The organism is Nocardioides sp., from assembly GCF_036503465.1.
Taxonomy (GTDB): Bacteria; Actinomycetota; Actinomycetes; order Propionibacteriales; family Nocardioidaceae; genus Nocardioides.
On sequence record NZ_DASXWU010000054.1, the window covers coordinates 131243 to 151271 of the forward strand.

General features: G+C 69.9%; 23 protein-coding genes. 17 read left to right on the forward strand and 6 right to left on the reverse strand.

The annotated features are described in order from the left end of the window. Positions 1–295 precede the first annotated feature (295 nt). Both VGK78_RS10400 and VGK78_RS10405 read left to right on the forward strand, forming a co-directional pair. On the forward strand, positions 296–964 hold the full coding sequence (locus tag VGK78_RS10400; RefSeq protein WP_331527552.1) for a nuclease-related domain-containing protein: 669 nt from the start codon (positions 296–298) through the stop codon (positions 962–964). A 93-nt stretch (positions 965–1057) separates the two neighbouring features. Further along, on the forward strand, positions 1058–1249 hold the full coding sequence (locus VGK78_RS10405; protein WP_331527553.1) for a hypothetical protein: 192 nt from the start codon (positions 1058–1060) through the stop codon (positions 1247–1249). A 208-nt stretch (positions 1250–1457) separates the two neighbouring features. Here the strand turns inward: VGK78_RS10405 and VGK78_RS10410 are convergent, their stop codons facing one another. Next, complete coding sequence (locus tag VGK78_RS10410) at positions 1458–2165, reverse strand: GAF and ANTAR domain-containing protein (RefSeq protein WP_331527554.1); 708 nt, start codon at positions 2163–2165, stop codon at positions 1458–1460. A gap of 372 nt (positions 2166–2537) precedes the next feature. On the opposite strand from VGK78_RS10410, the gene VGK78_RS10415 reads away from it, so the two are divergent. From VGK78_RS10415 to VGK78_RS10435, 6 genes are all read left to right on the forward strand, one after another. Continuing rightward, positions 2538–3119: a hypothetical protein gene (locus VGK78_RS10415; RefSeq protein WP_331527555.1), complete on the forward strand. Its 582-nt coding sequence runs from the start codon at positions 2538–2540 to the stop codon at positions 3117–3119. Between the two features lie 179 nt (positions 3120–3298). Further along, positions 3299–3688, forward strand: a complete 390-nt coding sequence (locus VGK78_RS10420) for a YybH family protein (RefSeq protein ID WP_331527556.1) — start codon at positions 3299–3301, stop codon at positions 3686–3688. A 171-nt stretch (positions 3689–3859) separates the two neighbouring features. After that, a complete protein-coding gene (locus VGK78_RS10425) occupies positions 3860–4162 on the forward strand; it encodes a hypothetical protein (RefSeq protein WP_331527557.1) in 303 nt (100 codons plus the stop codon). Between the two features lie 720 nt (positions 4163–4882). Beyond that, entirely contained in the window at positions 4883–7822 is a 2940-nt protein-coding gene (locus VGK78_RS10430) for an HYR domain-containing protein (RefSeq protein WP_331527623.1), read from the forward strand. A gap of 157 nt (positions 7823–7979) precedes the next feature. Then, positions 7980–8291 (forward strand): DUF6907 domain-containing protein, encoded by a 312-nt coding sequence (locus VGK78_RS20360; RefSeq protein ID WP_414690669.1) that lies wholly within the window; start codon positions 7980–7982, stop codon positions 8289–8291. A gap of 95 nt (positions 8292–8386) precedes the next feature. Next, entirely contained in the window at positions 8387–8923 is a 537-nt protein-coding gene (locus VGK78_RS10435; RefSeq protein WP_331527558.1) for a methyltransferase family protein, read from the forward strand. Here the strand turns inward: VGK78_RS10435 and VGK78_RS10440 are convergent. Beyond that, entirely contained in the window at positions 8892–9149 is a 258-nt protein-coding gene (locus VGK78_RS10440; RefSeq protein WP_331527559.1) for a DUF3303 domain-containing protein, read from the reverse strand. The two genes, VGK78_RS10435 and VGK78_RS10440, sit on opposite strands and share 32 nt — an antisense overlap. A 66-nt stretch (positions 9150–9215) precedes the next feature. Next, positions 9216–9569: a YidH family protein gene (locus tag VGK78_RS10445; protein WP_331527560.1), complete on the reverse strand. Its 354-nt coding sequence runs from the start codon at positions 9567–9569 to the stop codon at positions 9216–9218. Between the two features lie 42 nt (positions 9570–9611). Between VGK78_RS10445 and VGK78_RS10450 the strand changes: the two genes are divergently transcribed. Genes VGK78_RS10450 through VGK78_RS10470 form a run of 5 tightly spaced genes read left to right on the forward strand, consistent with a single transcriptional unit; the run spans position 9612 to position 14253 of the window. Next, entirely contained in the window at positions 9612–10460 is an 849-nt protein-coding gene (locus VGK78_RS10450; RefSeq protein WP_331527561.1) for a thioesterase family protein, read from the forward strand. Positions 10461–10463: 3 nt separating this feature from the next. Continuing rightward, positions 10464–11585, forward strand: coding sequence for a phosphotransferase (locus VGK78_RS10455; protein ID WP_331527562.1), 1122 nt, complete (start codon positions 10464–10466; stop codon positions 11583–11585). Positions 11586–11605: 20 nt separating this feature from the next. Next, a complete protein-coding gene (mshB, locus tag VGK78_RS10460; protein ID WP_331527563.1) occupies positions 11606–12514 on the forward strand; it encodes an N-acetyl-1-D-myo-inositol-2-amino-2-deoxy-alpha-D-glucopyranoside deacetylase in 909 nt (302 codons plus the stop codon). A gap of 60 nt (positions 12515–12574) precedes the next feature. Next, positions 12575–14002: a hypothetical protein gene (locus VGK78_RS10465; protein ID WP_331527564.1), complete on the forward strand. Its 1428-nt coding sequence runs from the start codon at positions 12575–12577 to the stop codon at positions 14000–14002. Between the two features lie 2 nt (positions 14003–14004). Continuing rightward, a complete protein-coding gene (locus VGK78_RS10470; protein WP_331527565.1) occupies positions 14005–14253 on the forward strand; it encodes a hypothetical protein in 249 nt (82 codons plus the stop codon). 15 nt (positions 14254–14268) lie between these two features. Here VGK78_RS10470 and VGK78_RS10475 read toward each other — a convergent pair whose 3' ends face one another. The 3 genes from VGK78_RS10475 to VGK78_RS10485 all read right to left on the reverse strand — a co-directional run bounded on the left by VGK78_RS10475 (position 14269) and on the right by VGK78_RS10485 (position 16773). Next, on the reverse strand, positions 14269–14625 hold the full coding sequence (locus VGK78_RS10475) for a hypothetical protein (protein ID WP_331527566.1): 357 nt from the start codon (positions 14623–14625) through the stop codon (positions 14269–14271). Between the two features lie 9 nt (positions 14626–14634). Further along, a complete protein-coding gene (aspS, locus tag VGK78_RS10480; protein ID WP_331527567.1) occupies positions 14635–15909 on the reverse strand; it encodes an aspartate--tRNA(Asn) ligase in 1275 nt (424 codons plus the stop codon). Positions 15910–16068: 159 nt separating this feature from the next. Next, complete coding sequence (locus VGK78_RS10485; protein ID WP_331527568.1) at positions 16069–16773, reverse strand: endonuclease V; 705 nt, start codon at positions 16771–16773, stop codon at positions 16069–16071. 494 nt (positions 16774–17267) lie between these two features. Here VGK78_RS10485 and VGK78_RS10490 point away from each other — a divergent pair, with 494 nt between their 5' ends. From VGK78_RS10490 to VGK78_RS10505, 4 genes are all read left to right on the forward strand, one after another. Then, positions 17268–18488 (forward strand): HNH endonuclease, encoded by a 1221-nt coding sequence (locus VGK78_RS10490; RefSeq protein WP_331527624.1) that lies wholly within the window; start codon positions 17268–17270, stop codon positions 18486–18488. 177 nt (positions 18489–18665) lie between these two features. Continuing rightward, a complete protein-coding gene (locus tag VGK78_RS10495; RefSeq protein WP_331527569.1) occupies positions 18666–19463 on the forward strand; it encodes a thioesterase family protein in 798 nt (265 codons plus the stop codon). Next, positions 19460–19729, forward strand: a complete 270-nt coding sequence (locus tag VGK78_RS10500; protein ID WP_331527570.1) for a hypothetical protein — start codon at positions 19460–19462, stop codon at positions 19727–19729. The genes VGK78_RS10495 and VGK78_RS10500 overlap by 4 nt, the downstream gene beginning before the upstream one ends. Positions 19730–19819: 90 nt before the next feature. Beyond that, on the forward strand, positions 19820–20023 hold the full coding sequence (locus VGK78_RS10505; protein ID WP_331527571.1) for a hypothetical protein: 204 nt from the start codon (positions 19820–19822) through the stop codon (positions 20021–20023). Positions 20024–20029 lie beyond the last annotated feature (6 nt).

Consider the following 20029-nt stretch of genomic DNA (forward strand, 5'->3'; position numbering starts at 1 on the left):
AATGGCAGCGGGTGGACCCTGCATCTTGTGTTCTGGAGACTTAGCACCGATGCATCTTGTGTTCCGGAGACTTAGCACCGATTCGGCACTACGGTCTGGCTCCGTGCACGAAGTCTCGGGCCCCGAAGAGAAGCGGATGCGCCTCCGCTACGCCGGCGTCTGTCGGGTATGTGGAACCGAGCTGCCGGCGAAGGCCGAGGCGATCTACGAGCGAACCACCAAAACCGTCCGATGCCTCGTCCACGAGCAGGTCAGGCTCTCGTCCCCTCGAGAGACCGAACCTGACGAGCCGTCGATGACCTCGGCCTCGCCCGTGGTCGATGCGGGGACGCCGGGTGCCTCGGCCCGACGTGAGTTCGAACGCCGGGCCAAGCGCCGGGAGCAGCGGATCCGCGCTGCGCATCCGAAGCTCGCCGGTCTGATCCACGCCCTGACCGACGACCCACAGTCGACCACAGCATGGGACGTCGGGGCGGTCGGAGAGGAACGACTGGGGCGACGCCTCAACGATTTCGCTACGGGCACCCTCCGAGTGCTCCACGATCGGCGCATACCCAGCACCCGAGCCAACATCGACCACATCGCCGTGACACCCACCGGTGTCTATGTGATCGACGCCAAGAGGTACCGCGGCCGCCCACACCTGAAAGTCGAAGGCGGCATCCTGCGTCCCCGAGTCGAGAAGCTCCTCATCGGAACCCGAGACTGCAGCCGCGTCGTCGAGGGCGTCATCAAGCAGATCGACGTCGTCCGCGACCATGTGGGCGGCGATGTGCCCCTCCACGCTGTGCTCTGCTTCGTGGAAGCCGACTGGCCGCTGTTCGGCGTCTCCTTCACCGCTCGCGGCGTACAAGTGCTGCCGCCCAAGAAGCTCTACGCCCAGCTGACGGCGGCCGGTCCGCTCGACATCGACGGCATCGCGACCCTGCATCAGCAACTCGCTGCCGCGCTTCCTCCCGCCTAGAGTTCCCGGCGCGGTAGACCCGGCGGAATGACGCGGGTTGTGAACGCACCTCACCGCGGCATGAGCGGTCGATGAGCCTGTACGGTCCGCGGCATGACTACGGGACTCACGTTCGACGACGCTGAGACCGGCGAGGAGACCTATCTCGGTGTGCGGTTCATTCGAGACGGCCTGGTCGGCTTGGCTACATCTCAGTGCTCGGGGAACGAGATGGAGGTGTTCCTCAGCGCAGCGGACGCCCTGCGCGTGGCCGAACTGCTCCGTGCTGCCGGGTCTGGCGGTTAGTCGCGACCTACCGCTCATCGGCAGGACAGGTGCATGTCAGCGGCATGAGCGGTCACGCTATGGCGTCATGTCGGCGGCATGAGCGTGCGCTTCACTATGCCGCAGCCTTTCGCCCGATGGCGGTCCGCCGGCCCCCTAGCTGGAACCGGCGGACCTGGTCAGCGCGGCCCGCCCGGGCAGGCGCACCAGGTACCCGCCCGTGTCCCGGTCATGACGGGGGTGGGTCTTTGTGGCCGGCGCGCGGGAGCCAACCCGTCTCGACAAGACGCTCGGCGACCGCGTAGAGCTTGATATTGGTGGCTTGGGAAACCCTACGGAGCACCCCGAACGCGGTGTTCGAGTCGAGCTCGAACCGCTCCATCACGATCCCGGTCGCCTGGCCGATCACAGTCCGATTGGTGATCGCCTCCTGCAACTGCTCCTCGCGTAGCGACCGGGCGACCGCGACAGCCGCTACTCCGGCAAGGGCATGCCCCTCCGTCACGTCCTGATGATCGAAGGCCCCAACCCGGCTGGCGTACAGGTTCAGCGCCCCCAGCGATTTCCTGGTCGTGAACAACCGGTAGCCGATGATCGACCGGAGACCGGTCTCCCGGGCCAGCCGCGGACCATAGGTGGGCCACCGGTGGTCCTCAGCGACGTCAATGACCGTCACGGTCTCGTGATCGTGGAGGGCGTCGTAGCACGGTCCCTCGCGGTGTTGGAACTGCCACTGGTCCGTGTCATGCAGAACCTTGCTGGTGGCGGCGATCGTTTCGATGGAGCCGTGTTCAACGATGGAGATGGCGGCCATGTCGCAGTCGCGCATCGTCTCGGTGCACATCTGCACCGCCCGCTCGACCGTTCCTTCGAGGGAGCCCTCGTCTGCGATCTCCCTGGCCGCGGCCGCCACCATCTCGTTAAAGGCGGAATCCACGCCCGTCCCACCCTCCCGGGAACGCGACCACTCTGTCTCGGTGCCCCCTGCTCGAGCCATGGCCGACGCTGCAGTGTATTCCCACCCTCGCGACACGAGAAGACGGTCCCTGCCGCCCGGCCAGGGGACAAGCGACAAGGCCCGTCGTGGGAGTGGGTGCGTAACCCTGCTCGTTGCGGAGCCATTACCCGTCGTGATCGCGCCTCAAACCGCGTAAACCTGTCCCAAACTGACTGCCGGGCGAATCGCGACGACGCGATCCAGGGCAGCCCACTAGAGGTGACCGCACATCGGCAGAACCGCGCATGGTCAGCGGCATGAGCGGTCCCTTCTGTGCGGAACAGATGTGCCCAGCTGAGGGTCCTAGCGATCATGAGTGCCATGCCGAATGCGCGAGTCGTCGCCACGCTGGCGGCGTTTCCCCTGCTGATCGGACCCCTCACGGGGTGCGGCTCCGACGCACGGGGGGCGACGGACGCCAGCCGCAACTCTTCCGAGAAGGTCCAGACCAACGGTGCCGCACAGGCCGGAGTTGAAACCGTCCCAATCGGAACGCCGTGTCCCGGGGCCATTCATGGTGACCCGATGAAGATCGCCGCGGCCAGTGACGCACCCGTCTACCTGCCCAGAACTGGCACGCACCACATCACAGAGGCGTGGAGATGCGGCGATACCCCGGTGTTCGTGTTCGATGACGTTCAACTGTCGTTCGAGTCCGGCTGGGCGAACGTTGAGATCCCAGAGAAGTTCCAAGACCTAGCCAACGATTACGGGGGATCGGTGGAACCCGTCCAGGGACTAAGCGCCTGGGTCGCTCCGTCCTCTCCGAACGACGAAGTGCTCATGGTCAAGGACGGCAATGCCATCAGGCTCCTGGCCAAGGGATCCGTACCAATCGAGCACCTCGTCACCTTGGCCGAAGACCTCGACCTCGCGAACCCGGTGAACAGGTAGACGCAGCACCGACCGTCGCCGCGCCCGACCGCTCATCGCCAGACGAGTCCGCCGGACTGCGGCATGAGCGGACGCTACTGCCGCAGCGCCGGACGCCGGCATGAGAGCGCGGTTGTCACCTACGGTTGTCAGCATCCTGCTGCGTTGATCTGCGTCCTGGTGGGTCGGACAATCCATGCATGCCCGGGACGGACGTCTTTGACCCTGCCGAGATCGAAGCCACGCTGAGGGAACTCGAGCGATTGCTCGTGGACCCCAACAACGCGGTGCGTGTGCTGTACTCCCACGACGCGGTCTTGATGAATGGTGGCCCGCCGGTGCGTGGCCACGAGGAGCTTTTGGCGCGGTTTGTCCTGCCGCTCTATGACGCGGTCATCACCCCGGAGTCGATTCTGGGAGACGGACGCTTGGCGTCGGTGTTCGGGCAATTCACGTGCGCTATCCCGGATCCTGCCGCTGGGCGGATCGATGTGACGTGCCACTTCATGTTGGTTCTTCGGAAAGAAGACGACGGGGTCTGGCGCGTCGCCCGAGAGTGTCTCGTCCAGGACGATGCACCCGCTGCTTAACCCATGCGCAGCGGCAGCACCGGGCACATCAGCGGCATGAGCGGTCACGCTGTGCCGTCCATGTCAGCGGCATGAGCGGTCACGCTGTGCCGTCCATGTCAGAGGCATGAGGGGGATTCGAACCGCATACTGTCCCACCGAGCCATCCCAATGGGAAGCGGAGGCGACCGCGTGGCAGCCACGATCGAGGTCCGTCCTGGGCAGCGGTGGACGGCTGCCAGTTGGCTGTTCGATTGGGTTCTGTCACACGTAGCGTCGGAGGTGGGCGACGCCGAGTTGGCCGGACATCTACGCGGGATCGTGGGCGAGAACCTCGGGTTTCTCTCGCTCTCTGAGGTCACTGAGGCGCAACGTAGCCAGTCCATGGATGCCGCTGCCGAGTTGCCTACCGCCGCCGCAAAGGAGTGGCACGACTTCGAGGGCCGCGACCAAGCCTTGGACCTGCTCAGGGCCTTCAAGGTGGGCATCGGGTAGTACCGCTCATCGGGGCATGAGCGGACGTTCCCGGGTCAACGACAGCCCCGCCGCGGTCTCGGGTCCCCGACGCGCGTCTACGGCTCGCCCTTGTCCCGGGGAATGAGGTAGGAGACGAGCGAGTGGACGGCGTGGCGTCGAGGTCGGTGCGGTTTGCGGTCGTAGCCCATCGGGGTCTCGGGCTTGCTGTGTCGCGCGAGCCTGGCGGACGTAACCGTCGACGTCGGTTCGGTGAACCTCGAGCGGAGGGAGACTCTGGTGGGCGCACCGTCCCGAGTGGCGTCGGATAGGCGGGCTCGTCGGGAGGACGTGGTCACTCCGATAACGCGTGCTGCCTTCATGAGAACCCCCCTGGACCCCTCCCAGCCAACGACGACCTCGAAGGACAGGCGTCAGCGAGCGATTCCCTACGCGTTCGGTCTGGATCCGGTCGGGTATTGGGGACGATCCAACGCATTAGGTGGCTTCAAAATTCCCCGGGCCGCCTTCCGAGGTGCTCTCTCCTTACCGGCAGCCGGTCTGGGACCAAGGTCCCGTTCAGAGAAATGAACGCTCGCGGGTGTTGGCCCGTAGGCCCGCACCTGCCTACCGTCCCCCTGGACTGGGGCTCAATGGGGGGTTCCTGGGTGTCGCCGGGAAGGGCGCAGGATGAGAACTAGTTTCTGGAAGAAGCGGTGTGGCCGGACGGCCACCCTCGCCGCGTTGACAGCTGGGGCGGTGATGGCGTTCCCCGCGGTGGCGCCCGCGGACACCGTCTATAACAACCTCGACGGCTCGATCGACGCCATGGCGGAGTCGCTCGCCCTGACGGCAGGTGGCGCCACCGGCTCCACTTCCCTCTTCGTCACCCCGGCGAACGGGGACGGCGTCAACGGCTGCAACGTGAAAAATACCGCGGCCCTGACGGTCAACGTCGTGTCGTCCAATACAAGCGTCGCTACGGTCAGCCCGACTTCAGTCACCTTTGAAAGCTGTGGCACTGGCCAGCCGGTCACGGTCACGCCCAAGGCCAAGGGAACCGCCACAATCACCCTTTCCACGAAGTCGAACGCCACCGGAGGCACCTTCGACTACGCGCCAGCGACGTTCATCGTGAATGTCAGTGCGCCGGCCAACACGGCACCATCCGTGACGCTTAATGGCGTGACGAACGGAGCCAGCTACGAGTACGGCAATGTGCCGAAGGCCACCTGCTCAGTCATCGACAAGGAGGACGGGGCGTCGTCGTTCGACGCCGCGGTCAGCGCAGTGAGCGGACCGCGGGCAGCAGACGGGTTGGGCTCACAGACCGCCACGTGTTCCTACACCGACCAGGGCGACTCGACCGGCCAGAACCAACTGGCTGACACCAAAACGGCCACGTACTCGATCGTCGACACCACGAAGCCTTTGGTGACGGCCACGGCCCCGGGAAGCACCGAGGCCACCGGTGCCCTCACAAGCGTCCTGTTCTCGGCGTCCGCCACCGACGCGGTGGATGGTTCGCTTCCGGTAATCTGCTCCACTGCTGGTGGGAAGGCCTATGCCAGCGGTGATGGCTTCCCGGTCGGTACCACGACGCTGACCTGCTCGGCCACCGACAAGGCGGGCAACAAGGGCAGCGCTGACCCGATCAATGTCGTCGTCAACGACACAACGGCGCCGACGCTCACGACCTCTGCGAACGTCGTGGTGGGCAACGACTCCAGCACCGGCGCGACGGTAAAGTACGACGCCGCCACGGCCACCGACCTGGTCGACGGAACCGTCGCAGCGATCTGCTCGCCGGCCTCTGGTACCAAGTTCGCCCTCGGTGACACCACGGTGAGTTGTAGCGCCACCGACACGGCCGGCAACACTGCGAGCGTATCGTTCACGGTTACGGTCCAGGACAAGACGGCTCCTGTGGTAACGGTGCCGCAGAACATCGTCGCGGAGGCCACTGGCCCCAACGGCGCCGACGTTGACTACGGGAGTGTGACAGCCACGGATGACGTCGACGGAACACTTCCGACCTCGTGCGACGTCAGCTCGGGCAAGTTCGCGCTGGGCACCACGAAGGTGACCTGCTCGGCTACCGACAAGGCCGGCAACAGCAGTGACAACTCCTTCACCGTGACGGTGCAGGACACCACTGCCCCGGAGGTAACGGTGCCCTCGACCGTGCTGAAGGAGGCCACCTCCGCCGACGGTGCTTCCGCCAGTTTCGCGGTCAGCGCCACGGACCTGGTTGATGGAAGCATCACGCCTGATTGCACCGCCACCTCGGGGAGCACTTTCGCTCTGGGCGAAACCGAGGTCGTGTGCACGGCGAAGGACAAGGCGGGTAATGAAGGCACTGGCTCGTTCACGGTGAAGGTTGTCGACACGACGCCTCCCGCGGTCACGGTGCCGGCGGACGTCACTGCCGAGGCCACAGACGCCACCGGGGCGAAGGTGCTCTACGGCGAGGTGAGCGCCAAGGACATCGTGGACGGGTCGATCGAGCCAACCTGCGACCTGTCTTCGGGTGCCGTGTTCCCCCTCGGCGCCACGAAGGTCACCTGCTCTGCGCAGGACAGCTCCGGCAACGAGGGAACCTCCTCGTTCACGGTGAATGTGGTCGACACCACTGCCCCGGTAGTGCAGACGTCTCCGAATGTGCAGGCCGGCAACGACCTGGGCGCCAAGGGGGCCAGCGCGGTAAGCTACGCGCCCGCCATGGCGACCGACGTGGTGGACGGCATCGTTGCCACCACCTGCAGCCCCGCGTCGGGGAGCGCGTTCCCGATGGGGATCACCACGGTGACCTGCACGGCCACCGACAAGGCGGGCAACCAGGGTTCTGCCAAGTTCACGATCGAGGTCCAGGACGTCAACAAGCCTGTGGTCCACGTCCCCTCCGCGATGACCGCTGAAGCCACAGGGCCGACCGGCGCGAAGGTGAGTTGGAATGCCGCTGAGGTGTACGGCGAGGACGATGTCGACGGCACCTTGCCGGCGACCTGTGACCAGGTCAACGGGTCAGTGTTCCCGCTCGGGTCCACTACGGTTACCTGCTCGGCCACCGACAAGTCCGGGAACAAGGGTGATAACACCTTCACCATCACGGTGCGAGACACCACCGCGCCGATCGTGGCGGTGTCCGCCGACAAGACAGCTGTCGCGACCTCGGCGAGCGGTGCTTCGGTAACCTATACGGCTCCGACTGCGAACGACATCGTCGACGGGACAGTGGCGGCCGCCTGTGACAAGGCGTCCGGGTCGGTGTTCCCCTTGGGCACCACGACGGTCACCTGCACGGCGACTGACAAGGCCGGCAACACCGACACCAAGACCTTCAAGGTCACGGTGACGGCTGCCTGGTCCAACATCCTGCAGCCGGTCAACCTCGACGGCAGCTCGATCTTCAAGCTCGGCAGCACAGTGCCGGTCAAGTTCGCCCTCACCGGCGCGAGCGCGGGGATCAGCGACCTGCAGGCCAGGCTGTTCCTCCAGCGGATCGGCGCAGGAGCCACCGGCACGGTTATCGAGGCCATCTCGACCTCGAACGCCACCACGGGCAACCTGTTCCGGTACGACCCGACTAGCGCTCAGTACCTCTTCAACCTGAACACGAAGCCACTGAGCGCAGGCACGTATCAACTGCGGGTCGACCTGGGCGATGGTGTCCTGCACACGGTGAACATCTCGCTCAAGTAGAAGAGGCGGATTGTGATAAGAGGGCCTCGAGGCTAGTACGTCTCGGGGCCCTCTTGCCACCGCCAACTCCCCGGCCCGACCGTCGCGCGTGGGCGTGGGCCCTGCCTGAGGGTGTTCGTGACCGCACGAGCCGAGCAAGAGAGGTAGGTAGTGGACTATGAGCTCGCACGCTGACCTTGTTCAAAGGCCGAGCACTAGCTGCCCATCCTGGTGCGTTGTCAGGCACGGGGCCAACGTGGGTGAGGAGGACTGGCTCCACATGGGGGCGCCCGTGGCCATGCCCGGAGGTGTCTCCGCAAGGATCTGCATGAGCGTCGATCCCACCACCCTAGACATTGATGGCCCGCATATCGTCACCGCCGACGGGGAGTGGTCCGCCGCGCGGGTTCGCGAGCTCGGACGTTCGTTAATCGCTTTAGCCGAGAGCCTCGACCGGCTTGCATCGCCCCCCACCCCGATAGACGTTTGACCCGCAACAAGTCACACTTCCCGGACCTTGCCAGTCCGCGTGCGACCGCCAGTGGCGCGGCGGCCGGCTGACCACTGAGGTGGGAGAGTGGGGCAATGCTGGTCCCTCCTCCGATCGTCGCCCTCGCTGCGGGCCTCGCCCAGCGTGCTGTGACACGTCGGCCGGAGCGGCCCGGACTGGGCGGGGCGGTGGCCTCCGCCGCGATCGTGGCGGGCTCGGTCGCCCTCGCCGCCACTGCGGCACGATCGTTCCGCCGACACGGAACGACGCTGAGCCCGGAGCAGCCGGAGAGCGCGTCGGTGTTGGTGGCCACCGGCCCGCACGCCGCGAGCCGGAACCCGATGTACCTCGGCCTCACCGGTCTGCTCCTCGCGAACGCCGTCCGTTTGCGGTCGTGGACCGCGGTGGCGCCGTTGGCGGCGTTCGTGGCGTACCTCGACCGGGTCCAGATCCGCGCTGAGGAGGAGGCGCTCCACGACCGCTTCGGCGCGGAGTACGACGACTACCGCACCCGGGTGCCGCGGTGGTTGGACGCGCGATCCGTCGAGGTGCTTCGGACGAGCCTGGAGTCGCGGCGCCGGGGAGACGCTGGGCCGGAAGCTACGCCGGGTGCGGGATCGGCCGGTCGCTGACCGGGGTGATGCTCGCGGTGCAGGTCTTCATGCCGGGCAGCAGGAAGCGGTGAACGGCCTCCAGGTCGTCGGCCTCGACCAGGATGAACACGACGTGCTCGCTGAAGGCGCCCCAGACCCCGTGGACGGTCACGCCGTCGACGGTCGCGTCGTGCAAGGAGCGCGAGCCCCCGCTGCCGTAGGGGCAGTCGGCGGGCTCGTGGGACTGCTCGATGTGGAACAACATGGGCACAGCATCGACATCGCGCCCCGACCTGGCAAGGGCCGAGGGCCCCGGGCGAGCAGGCATGGCTCAGACGAGCACGGCCACCAGCAGTGCCGCGACGAACACCAACGCCAGCGTCATCGCGAGGCCGAGGCCGAACGACGGCAGCGGCTCGCGCAGTCGCATCGCTCGCTCCACCCGCGCCCAGCGCACCAGTGACAGCAGGCACACCAGGCCGCCGACGCCGATCAGCAGCACGACGAGGAGTGTCCGCAACCAGTCGGTGCTCGGCACGTCGAGCGCGTGCAGGGCGACTCCGCCCGCGAACATCGCGAGTGCCGTGCGCACCCAGGCCAGGAAGGTCCGCTCGTTCGCCAGCGTGAAACGCGGATCGGGTTCGTCACCCGCGTCGTACACCCAGCGCGGCTGTCGCGTCGTCACACCGCTCATCGTGCCGCAGCGGCTGCTGGCTAGTCTCGCGACATGTCTGAGCCGGAGGCCGAGTTCGATCGCGACATCGCCCTCGACGAGACCGAGCCCGGCTCGTACGCCGCGGACCTGCGCCCCGGGTGGGTGGTGGGCGACGGCGTGAACGGCGGCTACCTCCTCGCCACCCTCGCGCACGCCGTACGCCGATCGGCCGCGCACGGCGACCCGCTCGCGATCAGTGCCCACTACCTGTCCACATCCCGGCCGGGCCCGGCCACTCTCGAAACCCGGTGCCTCCGGGAGGGCCGCACCCTCTCGACCTTCGCCGCCGACCTGAGCCAGGGCGGCGAGCCGCGGATCACCGCCCTGGCGACGTTCGGCGACCTCGACGTCCTCCCCGACGACGTCGAGACCACCGCGCCCGAGCCCGACCTGCCTCCCCGCGACAGGTGCTTCGGCATCGACCAGGCTCCCGAGGACTTCCGCCGGACGGCTCCGCCGCTGCTGCACCGGTATCAGCTGCTGTTCGACCCGGCGACCATCGGCTGGGCCGTCGGCAAGCCCAGCGGGCGGCCCCTTATCCAGGGATGGTTCCGGCTGAACGACGACCGTGAGCCGGACCCCCTCGCCCTGCTGCTGGCCGTCGACGCCCTGCCCCCGGCCACCTTCGAGCTCGGCCGGCCGGGCTGGGCGCCGACCTTGGAGCTGACCGCGCACGTGCGCGCCCGGCCCGCGCCGGGCTGGCTCCGACTGCGACACGAGACGCGGAACCTGGCCGGCGGGATGTTCGAAGAGGACTGCGAGGTCTGGGACTCGGTCGGTCGGCTCGTGGCCCAGAGCCGGCAGCTGGCCCGGCAACCGCGCCCGATCGTGACCGGCGACCCACCGCAGCCGCGTGGCTGACCGATGACGCTGGTGGTCTGCGCGGCGATCCTCCGGCACGGCACGCTCCTCGCGGCACGTCGTACGACGCCGGCGGCGGCCGCCGGTGGGTGGGAGCTCCCGGGCGGCAAGGTCGGCCCGGACGAGCCCGCCGACGTGGCGGTGGTGCGCGAGATCGGCGAGGAGCTGGGCTGCCGGGTCCGGGTCGAGGGCTGGCTGGACGGCGAGCAGACGATCGACGCGACGCACGTCCTGCGGGTGGCGCAGTGCACGCTCGTCGACGGGGAGCCACGGGCGGACACCGACCACGACGAGCTGCGCTGGCTCACCCCCGAGCAGCTCGGGGAGGTCGCGTGGCTGGAGGCCGACCGGGCGTTCCTCGACGAGCTCCGCGAGCTGCTGCTCGACGGGGAGGAGCTGCCCGGCGGGAACGTCGGCGGCGCGGTCCGGATCGGCATCACGGTACGTCGGCCGACCGGCCCGTGGACGCCCGCCGTCCATGCGCTGCTCGACCATCTGGCTGCCGCCGGACTCCGAGCCGTCCCGAGGGTGCACGGCATCGACGACCGTGGTCGCGAGGTGCTCGACTACCTGTCCGGCGAGGTCGTCGACGTCGACACCGAGCTGGTCAGCGACCCGCGGCTCGCCGATCTCGGCCGCTGGGCCCGCGAGCTGCACGAGGCGCAGCGCGGCTTCGCCCACCCCGGTCCGTGGCGCTTCGAGTCGACCCGACCGCATGCGCTGGTGATGCACAACGACCTGGCACCGTACAACGTCGCGTTCGAGGGTGACCGGGTCTCCGGCGTCTTCGACTGGGACGTAGCGGCCCCCGGCCCGGTGCTCTTCGAGCTCGCCCAGATCGCGTGGACCTGCGTGCCGCTGTTCCGACCGGTGCCGGACGAGGTCGCCGCCCGACGGCTCCGCGTCCTCGCCACGGCGTACGACGGCCCGACGGCCGCGGAGATCCTGACCGGGGTGCCCGCGCGGGTGCAGAGCGTGATCGACGGCCTGCGTGCCGCCATGGAGTCGGGTGACCGGACGCTGGACCGCCTGGCGGCGGAGGGCGAGCCCGACCGCACGGCGGGCCATCTGCGCGACTTCCTGACCCGCCGGCCCGCTCTCGCCGCCGCCCTCGCGCGCTCCTGACCGGTCGTTAGGGTCGGAGGATGCCCCACGCCCCCGATCGCCGGCTGCTGCTGGTGCACGCCCATCCCGACGACGAGTCGATCGCGACCGGCGCGACGATGGCGAAGTACGCCGCGGAGGGCGCCGGCGTCACGCTGGTCACCTGCACGGGCGGGGAGCGCGGCGAGATCCTGGTGCCCGAGCTGACCCATCTCGCGCACGACCAGGAGGACGCGCTCGCCGAGCACCGCCGCGGTGAGCTCGCCGACGCCATGAAGGCGCTGGGCGTGACCGACCACCGGTTCCTCGGCGGATTCGGGCGCTACAGCGACTCCGGGATGGTCTGGCACGAGGACGGCCACGCCATCGCCGGTGACGACCGCCCGGCGAACGCCTTCTGGGACGCCGACCTCGCCGAGGCCGCGACCTTGCTCGTCGAGGTGATCCGCGAGGTGCGGCCGCAGGTGCTCGTCACCTACGACGAGTTCGGCAGCTACGGCCACCCCGACCACATCCAGGCGCACCGGGTCGCGACGTACGCCGCACACCTCGCCGCGGTGCCGACGTTCCGGCGCGATCTGGGCGAGCCGTGGGAGATCGCGAAGATCTACTGGACGTCGATGTCCGAGACCAGGTGGCGGCGCAGCCTGCGGGCGATCCGCGATGCCGGTGACACCACGTCGTTCCAGGGGATGGACCCCGACGGCCCGTTGCCGATGGCGACGCCCGACGACGACCTCGCCGCCGAGATCGACGCGACGGCGTACGCCGACCGCAAGGTCGCGGCACTCCAGGCGCATCGGACGCAGATCGAGGTCGACGGGCCGTTCTTCGCACTGTCCAACCATGTGGGCAACCAGGTGCTCGGCGTCGAGTCGTACCGGATCGCGAAGGGCACCCCGGCGCCCGGCTCGGACGGCCTCGAGACCGACCTCTTCGCTGGGCTCTGACCGAGCGCCGATCGGCGCGTTCAACCACGCCGAGCGGCCCCCGGCTCCTAGCATTTCCGCGTGGCGCGCTCGACCCGGCGAGACCGACCCGGCCCCGACAGCGAGGGCGGCCGGGTCGTGCTCGTGCTCATCCTCGGGCTCGCCCTCCTGGCGGGGGGCGGGTACGCCGCGGCGTACCTCGCGGCCGGCGACAAGGTGCCGGTGGGCACGAGGATCGGCGGGGTCGACATCGGCGGGCGCAACCTGGTGTCGGCCGAGCAGGCGCTGCGGCAGGGTCTGTCGGGCCGGGCGGACAGGCCGTTCACGGTGGTGATCAACGGTCACACCCGGCAGGTGCGGCCCTCGCAGGTGGGTCTCGGCGTCGACTACGCCGCCTCGGTGCGCAAGGCCGGTGCCCGGAAGAGCTGGCGGCCCTCCCGCATCTGGTCCTACTTCACCGACGCCTCGACGTACGACCCCGTCGTGACCCTGGACCAGGACCGGCTGGCGCGTCTGCTCCGTCGTCTCGATGTGACCGACGGGCGAGCCCCGACCGACGGCACCGTCGTGTTCCGCCACCAGAGCTTCACCGTGCGTCCGCCCCGCGCCGGGCTGACGCTCGACCCGAGCGTCGCGGGCACGGCCTTCTGGGACGCCTATCTCTCCGACGACCCCTCGGTGCAGCTGCGGATGGCGTCGGTGCCTCCGTCGATCGACACGAGCGCGATCGACCGCTTCGTGCAGCGCTTCGCCAACCCGGCGATGGCCTCCTCGGTCGACTTGCACTTCGGCACGACCACGCTCCACCTGTCGCCGACGTCGTACGGCGACCTGCTGTCGGCGCGACGGGTCGGCAGCAAGCTCCGGCCGTCGGTGCGGGCCGAGGCGCTGTTCCGGCTCACGGACTCGCAGCTCGCCGGCGCCGCCATCGAGCGGCCGAAGCCCGCCACGGTGGCCCTGATCGAGGGTCGGCCCCAGGTCGTGAGGGCCGAGCCGGGCGTGACGTTCAAGCCCGGCGACGTGGCGTCGGCGCTGATGCGGGCGATCGAGTCGAAGAAGCGTTCCGCGCAGGTGCGCCCGACGATGGCGATGCCGTCGTTCACGAATGCCGACGCCCGCAAGCTCGGCATCCGGAAGCAGCTGTCGTGGTTCACGGTCCGGCTGCCGCGGGGGTCGCAGGGCTCGGCGCTGGCCACGGCCGTACGCCGGCTCGACGGGACCGTGCTCGAGCCCGGGCAGGCGCTGTCGTTGCGCGGCCTCCTCGGCGGGTCGACCCCGTCCGGTGCGAGCGGCAACGCCCTGGCCACGGCAGTTTTCAACGCCGCGTGGCTCGGCGGCCTGCGGGTGACCGCCCACGCCGCGGGCGCGTCGTACTCGGGACTGCCCCCGTCGGCCGCGACGCGTCGCTGCGCGACGGTCAGGACGTCGCCTTCACCGACGACACGAGGTACGGCGTGCTGGTCTCGGCCGTGGCCGGGCGCGCGACGGCCACGCACCGGGGGTCGCTGACGGTGACGCTGTGGTCGTCGCCGCAGTGGCAGGTGACCTCCGACCACGGCGCCCGGACGAACGTCGTGCCGGCCGGCCGGAAGGTGGACCACAGCCGGGCGTGCACCGCGCGGACCGGGCGGGACGGCTTCGACGTCACGGTGACCCGGAGCTTCGCGGAGGGCGGCCAGGTCGACCACACGTCCTCGTACTCCGTGAGCTACGCGCCGGTCTCCGCGGTCGTGTGCCGGCCCAGGCACCACCGGCACTGAACACCGGGTCCCGGGTCAGGCGATGCCGGCCCTCCGGTCCAGCTCCTGCAGCAGGTCGTGGGCGGCGAGCTCGACCTGCTTGTGCCGCCACTCCGAGGCCCGGTACACGCTCGCGATCAGCGCCGTCCGGTGCACCCGCCGGAAGTCGCCGTACACGAACGCGTACCGGGCCTTCGTCCCGTCCTTCGCTCCCGCTGTCAGCCCGAGGTGCCACGCGGCGTACTCCTCCCAGTCGTGGTCGCGCAGGAAGGAGTTCTGGGCCTCGGCGCCCGGCTGCACGTCGCCCCAGTCGCTGTCGAGGACGTACTGCCTGGCCTCGATCAGCTCGCGGCAGCGGGCGACGGCATCCGGGTTCACCTCGTAGCGGGCCATCCCGCCACGCTACGGCGCCAGGCGGTGCAGGTCCCTCGGGAAGAGCGTGACCTCGCGGATGTTCGGCGCCTCGACCAGCCGGCCCACCCAGCGCTCCAGGCCGATGGCGAACCCCCCGTGCGGCGGGATGCCACGCCGGAAGGCCTCGACGTACGACGCGTACGGCGCGTAGGGGTAGCCGCGCTGCTCCAGCGTGCGCACGTACTCGTCGTACCGGTGCATCCGCTGCGCACCGCTGACCAGCTCGATGCCGCGGAAGATCAGGTCGAACGACCTGCTCCAACGCGGGTCCTCCGGGTCGGGGTGGCTGTAGAACGCGCGGTTGGCCGTCGGGTAGCCCTCCACGAACACGAAGTCGGACCCGTGCTCGGCCATCGCCCACTCGCCGAGGGCACGCTCGTGCGCCGGGCTGAGGTCGGGTTCGTCGCTCGGCGCGCCGGCGATCTCGAGGGCGTCGCGGAAGTGGAGGGTCGGGATCTTCTCCGGAACGTCGGGCACGTCGATGCCGAGGCGTTCGACCGCGGCGCCGGCGTACCGCCGTACGCCCTCGACCATCCCGGCGACCACGTCGCGCAGGCACTCCATCACCTCGTGGTGGTCGCGCACGAAGCCGAGCTCGACGTCGAGCGAGACGTACTCCGCCAGGTGGCGGACGGTGTCGTGCGGCTCGGCGCGGAACACCGGACCCACCTCGTAGACCCGCTCGAAGATGCCCACCAGCACCTGCTTGTAGAACTGCGGGCTCTGGGCGAGGTACGCCGGCCGGCCGAAGTAGTCGACCTCGAACACGGTCGCCCCGCTCTCGGTCGCCTGCTCCACCAGCTTGGGGGAGTGGACCTCGGTGAAGTCCTGGGCGTCAAGGGTCTCCCGGAAGCCGCGCAGGCTGGCCGCCGCCACCTCCCACTTGGCGCGCTGGACGGGATGGCGCCAGGTGGTGGCGGCGTGGTCGAGCATCGTGGGCAGGCCGGTCTCGAGCGTCGGTCGCCAGAGCTCGACGGCCGGGGTGTCGGCCGCTTCGCCGAGCGCCGTCACGGTCGCGTCGGTGACCTCGACGCCTCCGGGCGCCTGGGCGTTGGCCGTGGCGGTGCCGACCACCTCGATCGGCGTCTCCTCCGGGGGCAGCTCGGTGCCGGCCGGCAGCACGACCTGGGCGAGGCCCGCGCGGTCGCGGACCACCAGGAAGGTGACCTTGGCCAGCTCGCGCCGGCGGTGCACCCAGCCCTGGAGCCTGACCTCCTCGCCGGGGGTCGCGTGCGGCAGTGCGGATGTGAGCGTGCGTCTCATGTTTCCTCCAGTAGCGGACTGCCCTGGAGGTGTGGGCGGGGGCAAGGTCGCTGTGCCACCACACCTTCGCCGGCATGCTCGCCGGCCTCTCGCTGTACGTCGTACGCACGGACGGCCGCGCCGCTCCCTGCCTTCTCCACTCGAGCGGGAGGGGGTTCGTCACGCCCCACGGCTGTCGTCGGAAATGGTACGGCGCTCGCTCGCCGCCCTGCGAATCCGAGCGGAGTGCCGGGCCCGGCGGAGTGGCTCGGGCGTCCGTCGTCGTTCGGTCGCGGCCATGGCGAGGTCGACGGCTGTGTCCAGGTCGACGCGCCATCCCGGGTGGACGACGAGCGGCCTCGTATTTGCCCGGGTCCGCACCCATGCCGCGACGACCTCACCGTCCATCGTGAGCGGGCCGACCGCGCCGCGGCGGTCGTCGGGCCATGGACCACGGGCAATGAGGGGGCGGTGGGTGACGCCGATCGTCGGGATCTCGAGCACCGAGCCGAGGTGCAGCGCCAGGCCCGCCCGGCGGGGATGGTCGCGGGCCGTGGCATCGACGAGCAGCACGTCGGGACGTATCGCCAGAGCGGTCCCCGCCTCCTCGAGGACAGGTCCGAGGCGGAGGGCGAGCAGGCCGGGTTGGTACGCCGCTCCGGCCTCGCCCTCGATCACCGTCGCCGCCACTGTGTCCTCGCCGGTCATCGTGACCGCGGTCGCCCAGGCGCGGTCGCCGGCTGCCCCGGGGCCGGTGAGGCCACGCGTGAAGCACACCCAGCACCCGCCGGTCCTGAGCACGCCGCGCGGGTGCCACTCCGGCGGACTCGCCGTCGCCAGCTCGTGCTGGTACGCGATCAACCCCTCCGCCTCCGACGGCCACATGAATCCATCGTGACCCGTCACGCCGCCCGTATCGCCGCGGCGCTGTCGGTGGTCGAGCCGGGTCGAGTGCGGCAATCTCGGTGTCGAGAATCCTGCGCCGGGGGCACTCAACGACGGGTGGGACCCGGCCGGCAGCGTCGGAGAGTTCTCGAGAAAGTTTCCACCGACCTTGTGCAGAACCCGGCTCCGGGGCCGGTGACTGTCGGTGGCCGGTGCTCCAGTACTCGTATGAGCACCACGGCGGCATCCCAGACCTCCCGGCCGGCTCCCGACCGGCCGGCCTCGGCCGACGGGGTGCTCGCCGCCGCCCGCAGCCGACGCCGGACCGCCGATGCTGCGGAGGCGGAGCTGTTGGCGTTGGCCGTGGAGTGGGCGCTCATGCACCCCGCCGACCCCCGCCTTGACAGCGACGGCGACCGGGACGGCGACCGGGATGGGGTGCGGCGACGTATACGTGGCGGTCCTGGGCCGGGATCGAGGACACCGAGCTCACCCTGGCCGGTGACGGGGCACCCACGGTCGCGGAGTTCGCGGTCCCCGAGTTCGCCGCCGCCCTCGGGTTGTCACCGGAGGCCGGGAAGCACTACCTCGGCGAGGCCCTGGAGCTGGCCTACCGGCTCCCGCGGCTGTGGGCCCGGGTCCGGGCCGGCCGGCTGCCGGGGTGGAAGGCCCGCCGGATCGCCCGGGACACCATCTGTCTGAGCGTGGAGGCGGCGGGGTATGTGGACCGGCACCTGGCGCCGGTCGCGCACAAGGTCGGACCCGCCCAGCTCGACCGCACCGTGCACGAGGCCATCGGAAGGTTCATGCCCGAACAGGTGCAACGCCTCGCCGAGGCGTCCTGGGACAAACGCCACGTCACCGTCTATGACCAGCTGGTCTCCTTCACCGGCACCATGAGCCTGGACGCCGAGCTCGACATCGCCGACGCCCTCGACCTCGAAGCCGCCCTCACCGCCGGCGCCGCCGCCCGCGCCGCCCTCGGCTCAGTCGAGTCCCTCGACGTCCGCCGGGCCCAGGCTGTCGGCGACCTGGCCCGCCGCCAGCTCGCCCTCGACCTCAACTCCACCCACGACGACAACGACGACGACCACCGGCGCTCCGACGACACCCCGACCCGGGCGGTGAAGCCGCGGCAGGTCGTGATGTACGTACACCTTTCCGAGGCCGCGATCCACGGCCAGGGCGGGGAGGACCCGGTGGCGCGGCTGGAACGCGGCAACAGCCTGATCTCGGTCGACCAGGTCCGCAGGTGGTGCGGGCATCCCGACGCCGAGGTGGTGGTGAGGCCGGTGATCGACCTCGACTCCTGCGTCGAGTCCGACCGGGTGACCGAGGCGATCGCCGAGCAGGTCACCCTCCGCGACCGCAGCTGTGTCTTCCCCTGGTGCACCCGACCCGCCCGCCGCTGCCAAGCCCACCCCGGAGACTCCCAGGGGCGTCCGTGCGACCGTGACCACGTCATCCCCCGCGCTCGCAACGGACCCACCTGCACCTGCAACATCGCCGCCCTGTGCCGACGACACCACCGGCTCAAGACCCACTCCCCGTGGACCTACCTCGTCCTCGACCCCGGCACCTACCTGTGGACCAGCCCCCACGGCTACCAGTTCCTCCGCGACCTCGACGGCACCCACGACGTCAGCACCGACCTCAGCACCGGCCGACCCAGACCCCGACTCCGGCTCGAGCTGTCGGACCCACCCGACACCTGAGCACCCCGCCCCCCACCCGGCCCCGACACCACCAGGCCGGGATATCGGCATGCCTACACGAATGCGCGCGCCGGGCGACCCCCGAGCGCGGCGCGGAAGCTGGGTTCTGCAGGATGGCCGCGTGGACGTCCAGAAGCCCCCGGCAACCAGCCGTAGCCGCGCCGAGGGGCGGCAGTCGTGACGGCGTACTTCGAGCGCCTCGGCGAGGGGCGCTTCCGGGCGACCGAGCACACGGGCGGTGCCTGGGACCTCGAGACCCAGCACATCGCGCCGGCGCTCGGCCTGCTCGCGCACGTGGTCGAGACCGACCGCGATGCGCGTCGCGGGGACGGGCTCGTGGTGACCCGGCTGTCCTACGACATCCTCGGGACGGTTCCGGTCGAGGAGTTCGAGGTCGACGTCCAAGTGGTGCGGGCGGGGCGCACGATCGAGCTGGTCGAGGCGGCGCTGAGCCACGCGGGGCGCGCGGTCGTCCGGTTGCGCGCGTGGCTGATGGCGCCCCGCGACACCTCCGACGTCGCGGGCACGCCGCACGACCGTATCCCGGCACCCGACGAGACGGAGCCGTGGGATCCGACGAGCGTCTGGCCGGGCGGCTTCATCCGGAGCGTCGAGGTACGACGTCACCAGCGCGAGCCGGGTCGGGCCGGCTACTGGGTGCGCACCGGTGTCCCACTCGTCGCGGGCGAGGAGGTCAGCCGGCTGAGCCGAGCGGTGGGCCTCCTCGACATCGCCAACGGGATGACCGTGCGGGCGACACCCGAGGAGGTGCTCTTCCCGAACATCGACCTGACCGCCCACTTCTTCGAGCAGCCCGAGGGGGAGTGGCTGGGCTTCGACACCACCGTCTCGTTCGGCGCGCGCGGCGTCGGGCTCACCACGACGGTGCTCCACGACGAGCGCGGACCGATCGGCACGAGCTCGCAGTGCCTCACTGTTCGCCCGGTCCCGCATCCCCTACATTCGGGGTCGTGACTTCGCGGCTGCGCACGGCCCTGCGTCTCCTCGCCGTCAGCCTCGGCGCTGCCATGCTCGTCCCACTGCTCGGGGTCGATCCGGCGATCCTGACGGTGCTGCTGGACACCGACTTCCTCGCACTGGCCGCGATGGTCGGGCTCATCATGCTGGGCGTCGACCTGCGGGTCGCCGCCCACCGCGTCGAACGCAGCCTGCCGGTGCTCTGGGTCCGGGTCGGGGCCGAGCTCACCCGACGAGATCCGGGGACGCTGGTCCGCGTCTGACGCGCCCCGGCCGGATGTCGTTCGCAGGCGGCTCGGTCAGGGTTGAAGGGGCCGGGATCTGGGTACGGATCGAAGGTAAAGGGAGGTGCAATGACCAGGCATCAGGCGCTCGAGCTTCTGCTCGCGCGCCGCATTCCGGAGGACGTCGCCTCGATCGAGGCGACGCTGCGGGCGATCACGGCGCGACTCGACGCGGCGATCGGCACCGAGGAGTACGACCAGGCCCACCAGCGCATCGACGAGCTGCTGACCGCGCGCGACCGGGCCGCGCTGAGCGACGAGATCCTGGTCTGATCCGGA

Excerpts from the sequence above, each read along its gene's own strand:
- VGK78_RS10400 (WP_331527552.1), top strand. The coding sequence starts at position 296 with ATGACCTCGGCCTCGCCCGTGGTCGATGCGGGGACGCCGGGTGCCTCG.
- VGK78_RS10405 (WP_331527553.1), top strand. The coding sequence starts at position 1,058 with ATGACTACGGGACTCACGTTCGACGACGCTGAGACCGGCGAGGAGACC.
- VGK78_RS10415 (WP_331527555.1), top strand. The coding sequence starts at position 2,538 with ATGAGTGCCATGCCGAATGCGCGAGTCGTCGCCACGCTGGCGGCGTTT.
- VGK78_RS10420 (WP_331527556.1), top strand. The coding sequence starts at position 3,299 with ATGCCCGGGACGGACGTCTTTGACCCTGCCGAGATCGAAGCCACGCTG.
- VGK78_RS10430 (WP_331527623.1), top strand. The coding sequence starts at position 4,883 with ATGGCGTTCCCCGCGGTGGCGCCCGCGGACACCGTCTATAACAACCTC.
- VGK78_RS20360 (WP_414690669.1), top strand. The coding sequence starts at position 7,980 with ATGAGCTCGCACGCTGACCTTGTTCAAAGGCCGAGCACTAGCTGCCCA.
- VGK78_RS10435 (WP_331527558.1), top strand. The coding sequence starts at position 8,387 with ATGCTGGTCCCTCCTCCGATCGTCGCCCTCGCTGCGGGCCTCGCCCAG.
- VGK78_RS10440 (WP_331527559.1), bottom strand. The coding sequence starts at position 9,149 with ATGTTGTTCCACATCGAGCAGTCCCACGAGCCCGCCGACTGCCCCTAC.
- VGK78_RS10450 (WP_331527561.1), top strand. The coding sequence starts at position 9,612 with ATGTCTGAGCCGGAGGCCGAGTTCGATCGCGACATCGCCCTCGACGAG.
- VGK78_RS10455 (WP_331527562.1), top strand. The coding sequence starts at position 10,464 with ATGACGCTGGTGGTCTGCGCGGCGATCCTCCGGCACGGCACGCTCCTC.
- mshB (WP_331527563.1), top strand. The coding sequence starts at position 11,606 with ATGCCCCACGCCCCCGATCGCCGGCTGCTGCTGGTGCACGCCCATCCC.
- VGK78_RS10475 (WP_331527566.1), bottom strand. The coding sequence starts at position 14,625 with ATGGCCCGCTACGAGGTGAACCCGGATGCCGTCGCCCGCTGCCGCGAG.
- aspS (WP_331527567.1), bottom strand. The coding sequence starts at position 15,909 with ATGAGACGCACGCTCACATCCGCACTGCCGCACGCGACCCCCGGCGAG.
- VGK78_RS10485 (WP_331527568.1), bottom strand. The coding sequence starts at position 16,773 with ATGTGGCCGTCGGAGGCGGAGGGGTTGATCGCGTACCAGCACGAGCTG.
- VGK78_RS10505 (WP_331527571.1), top strand. The coding sequence starts at position 19,820 with ATGACCAGGCATCAGGCGCTCGAGCTTCTGCTCGCGCGCCGCATTCCG.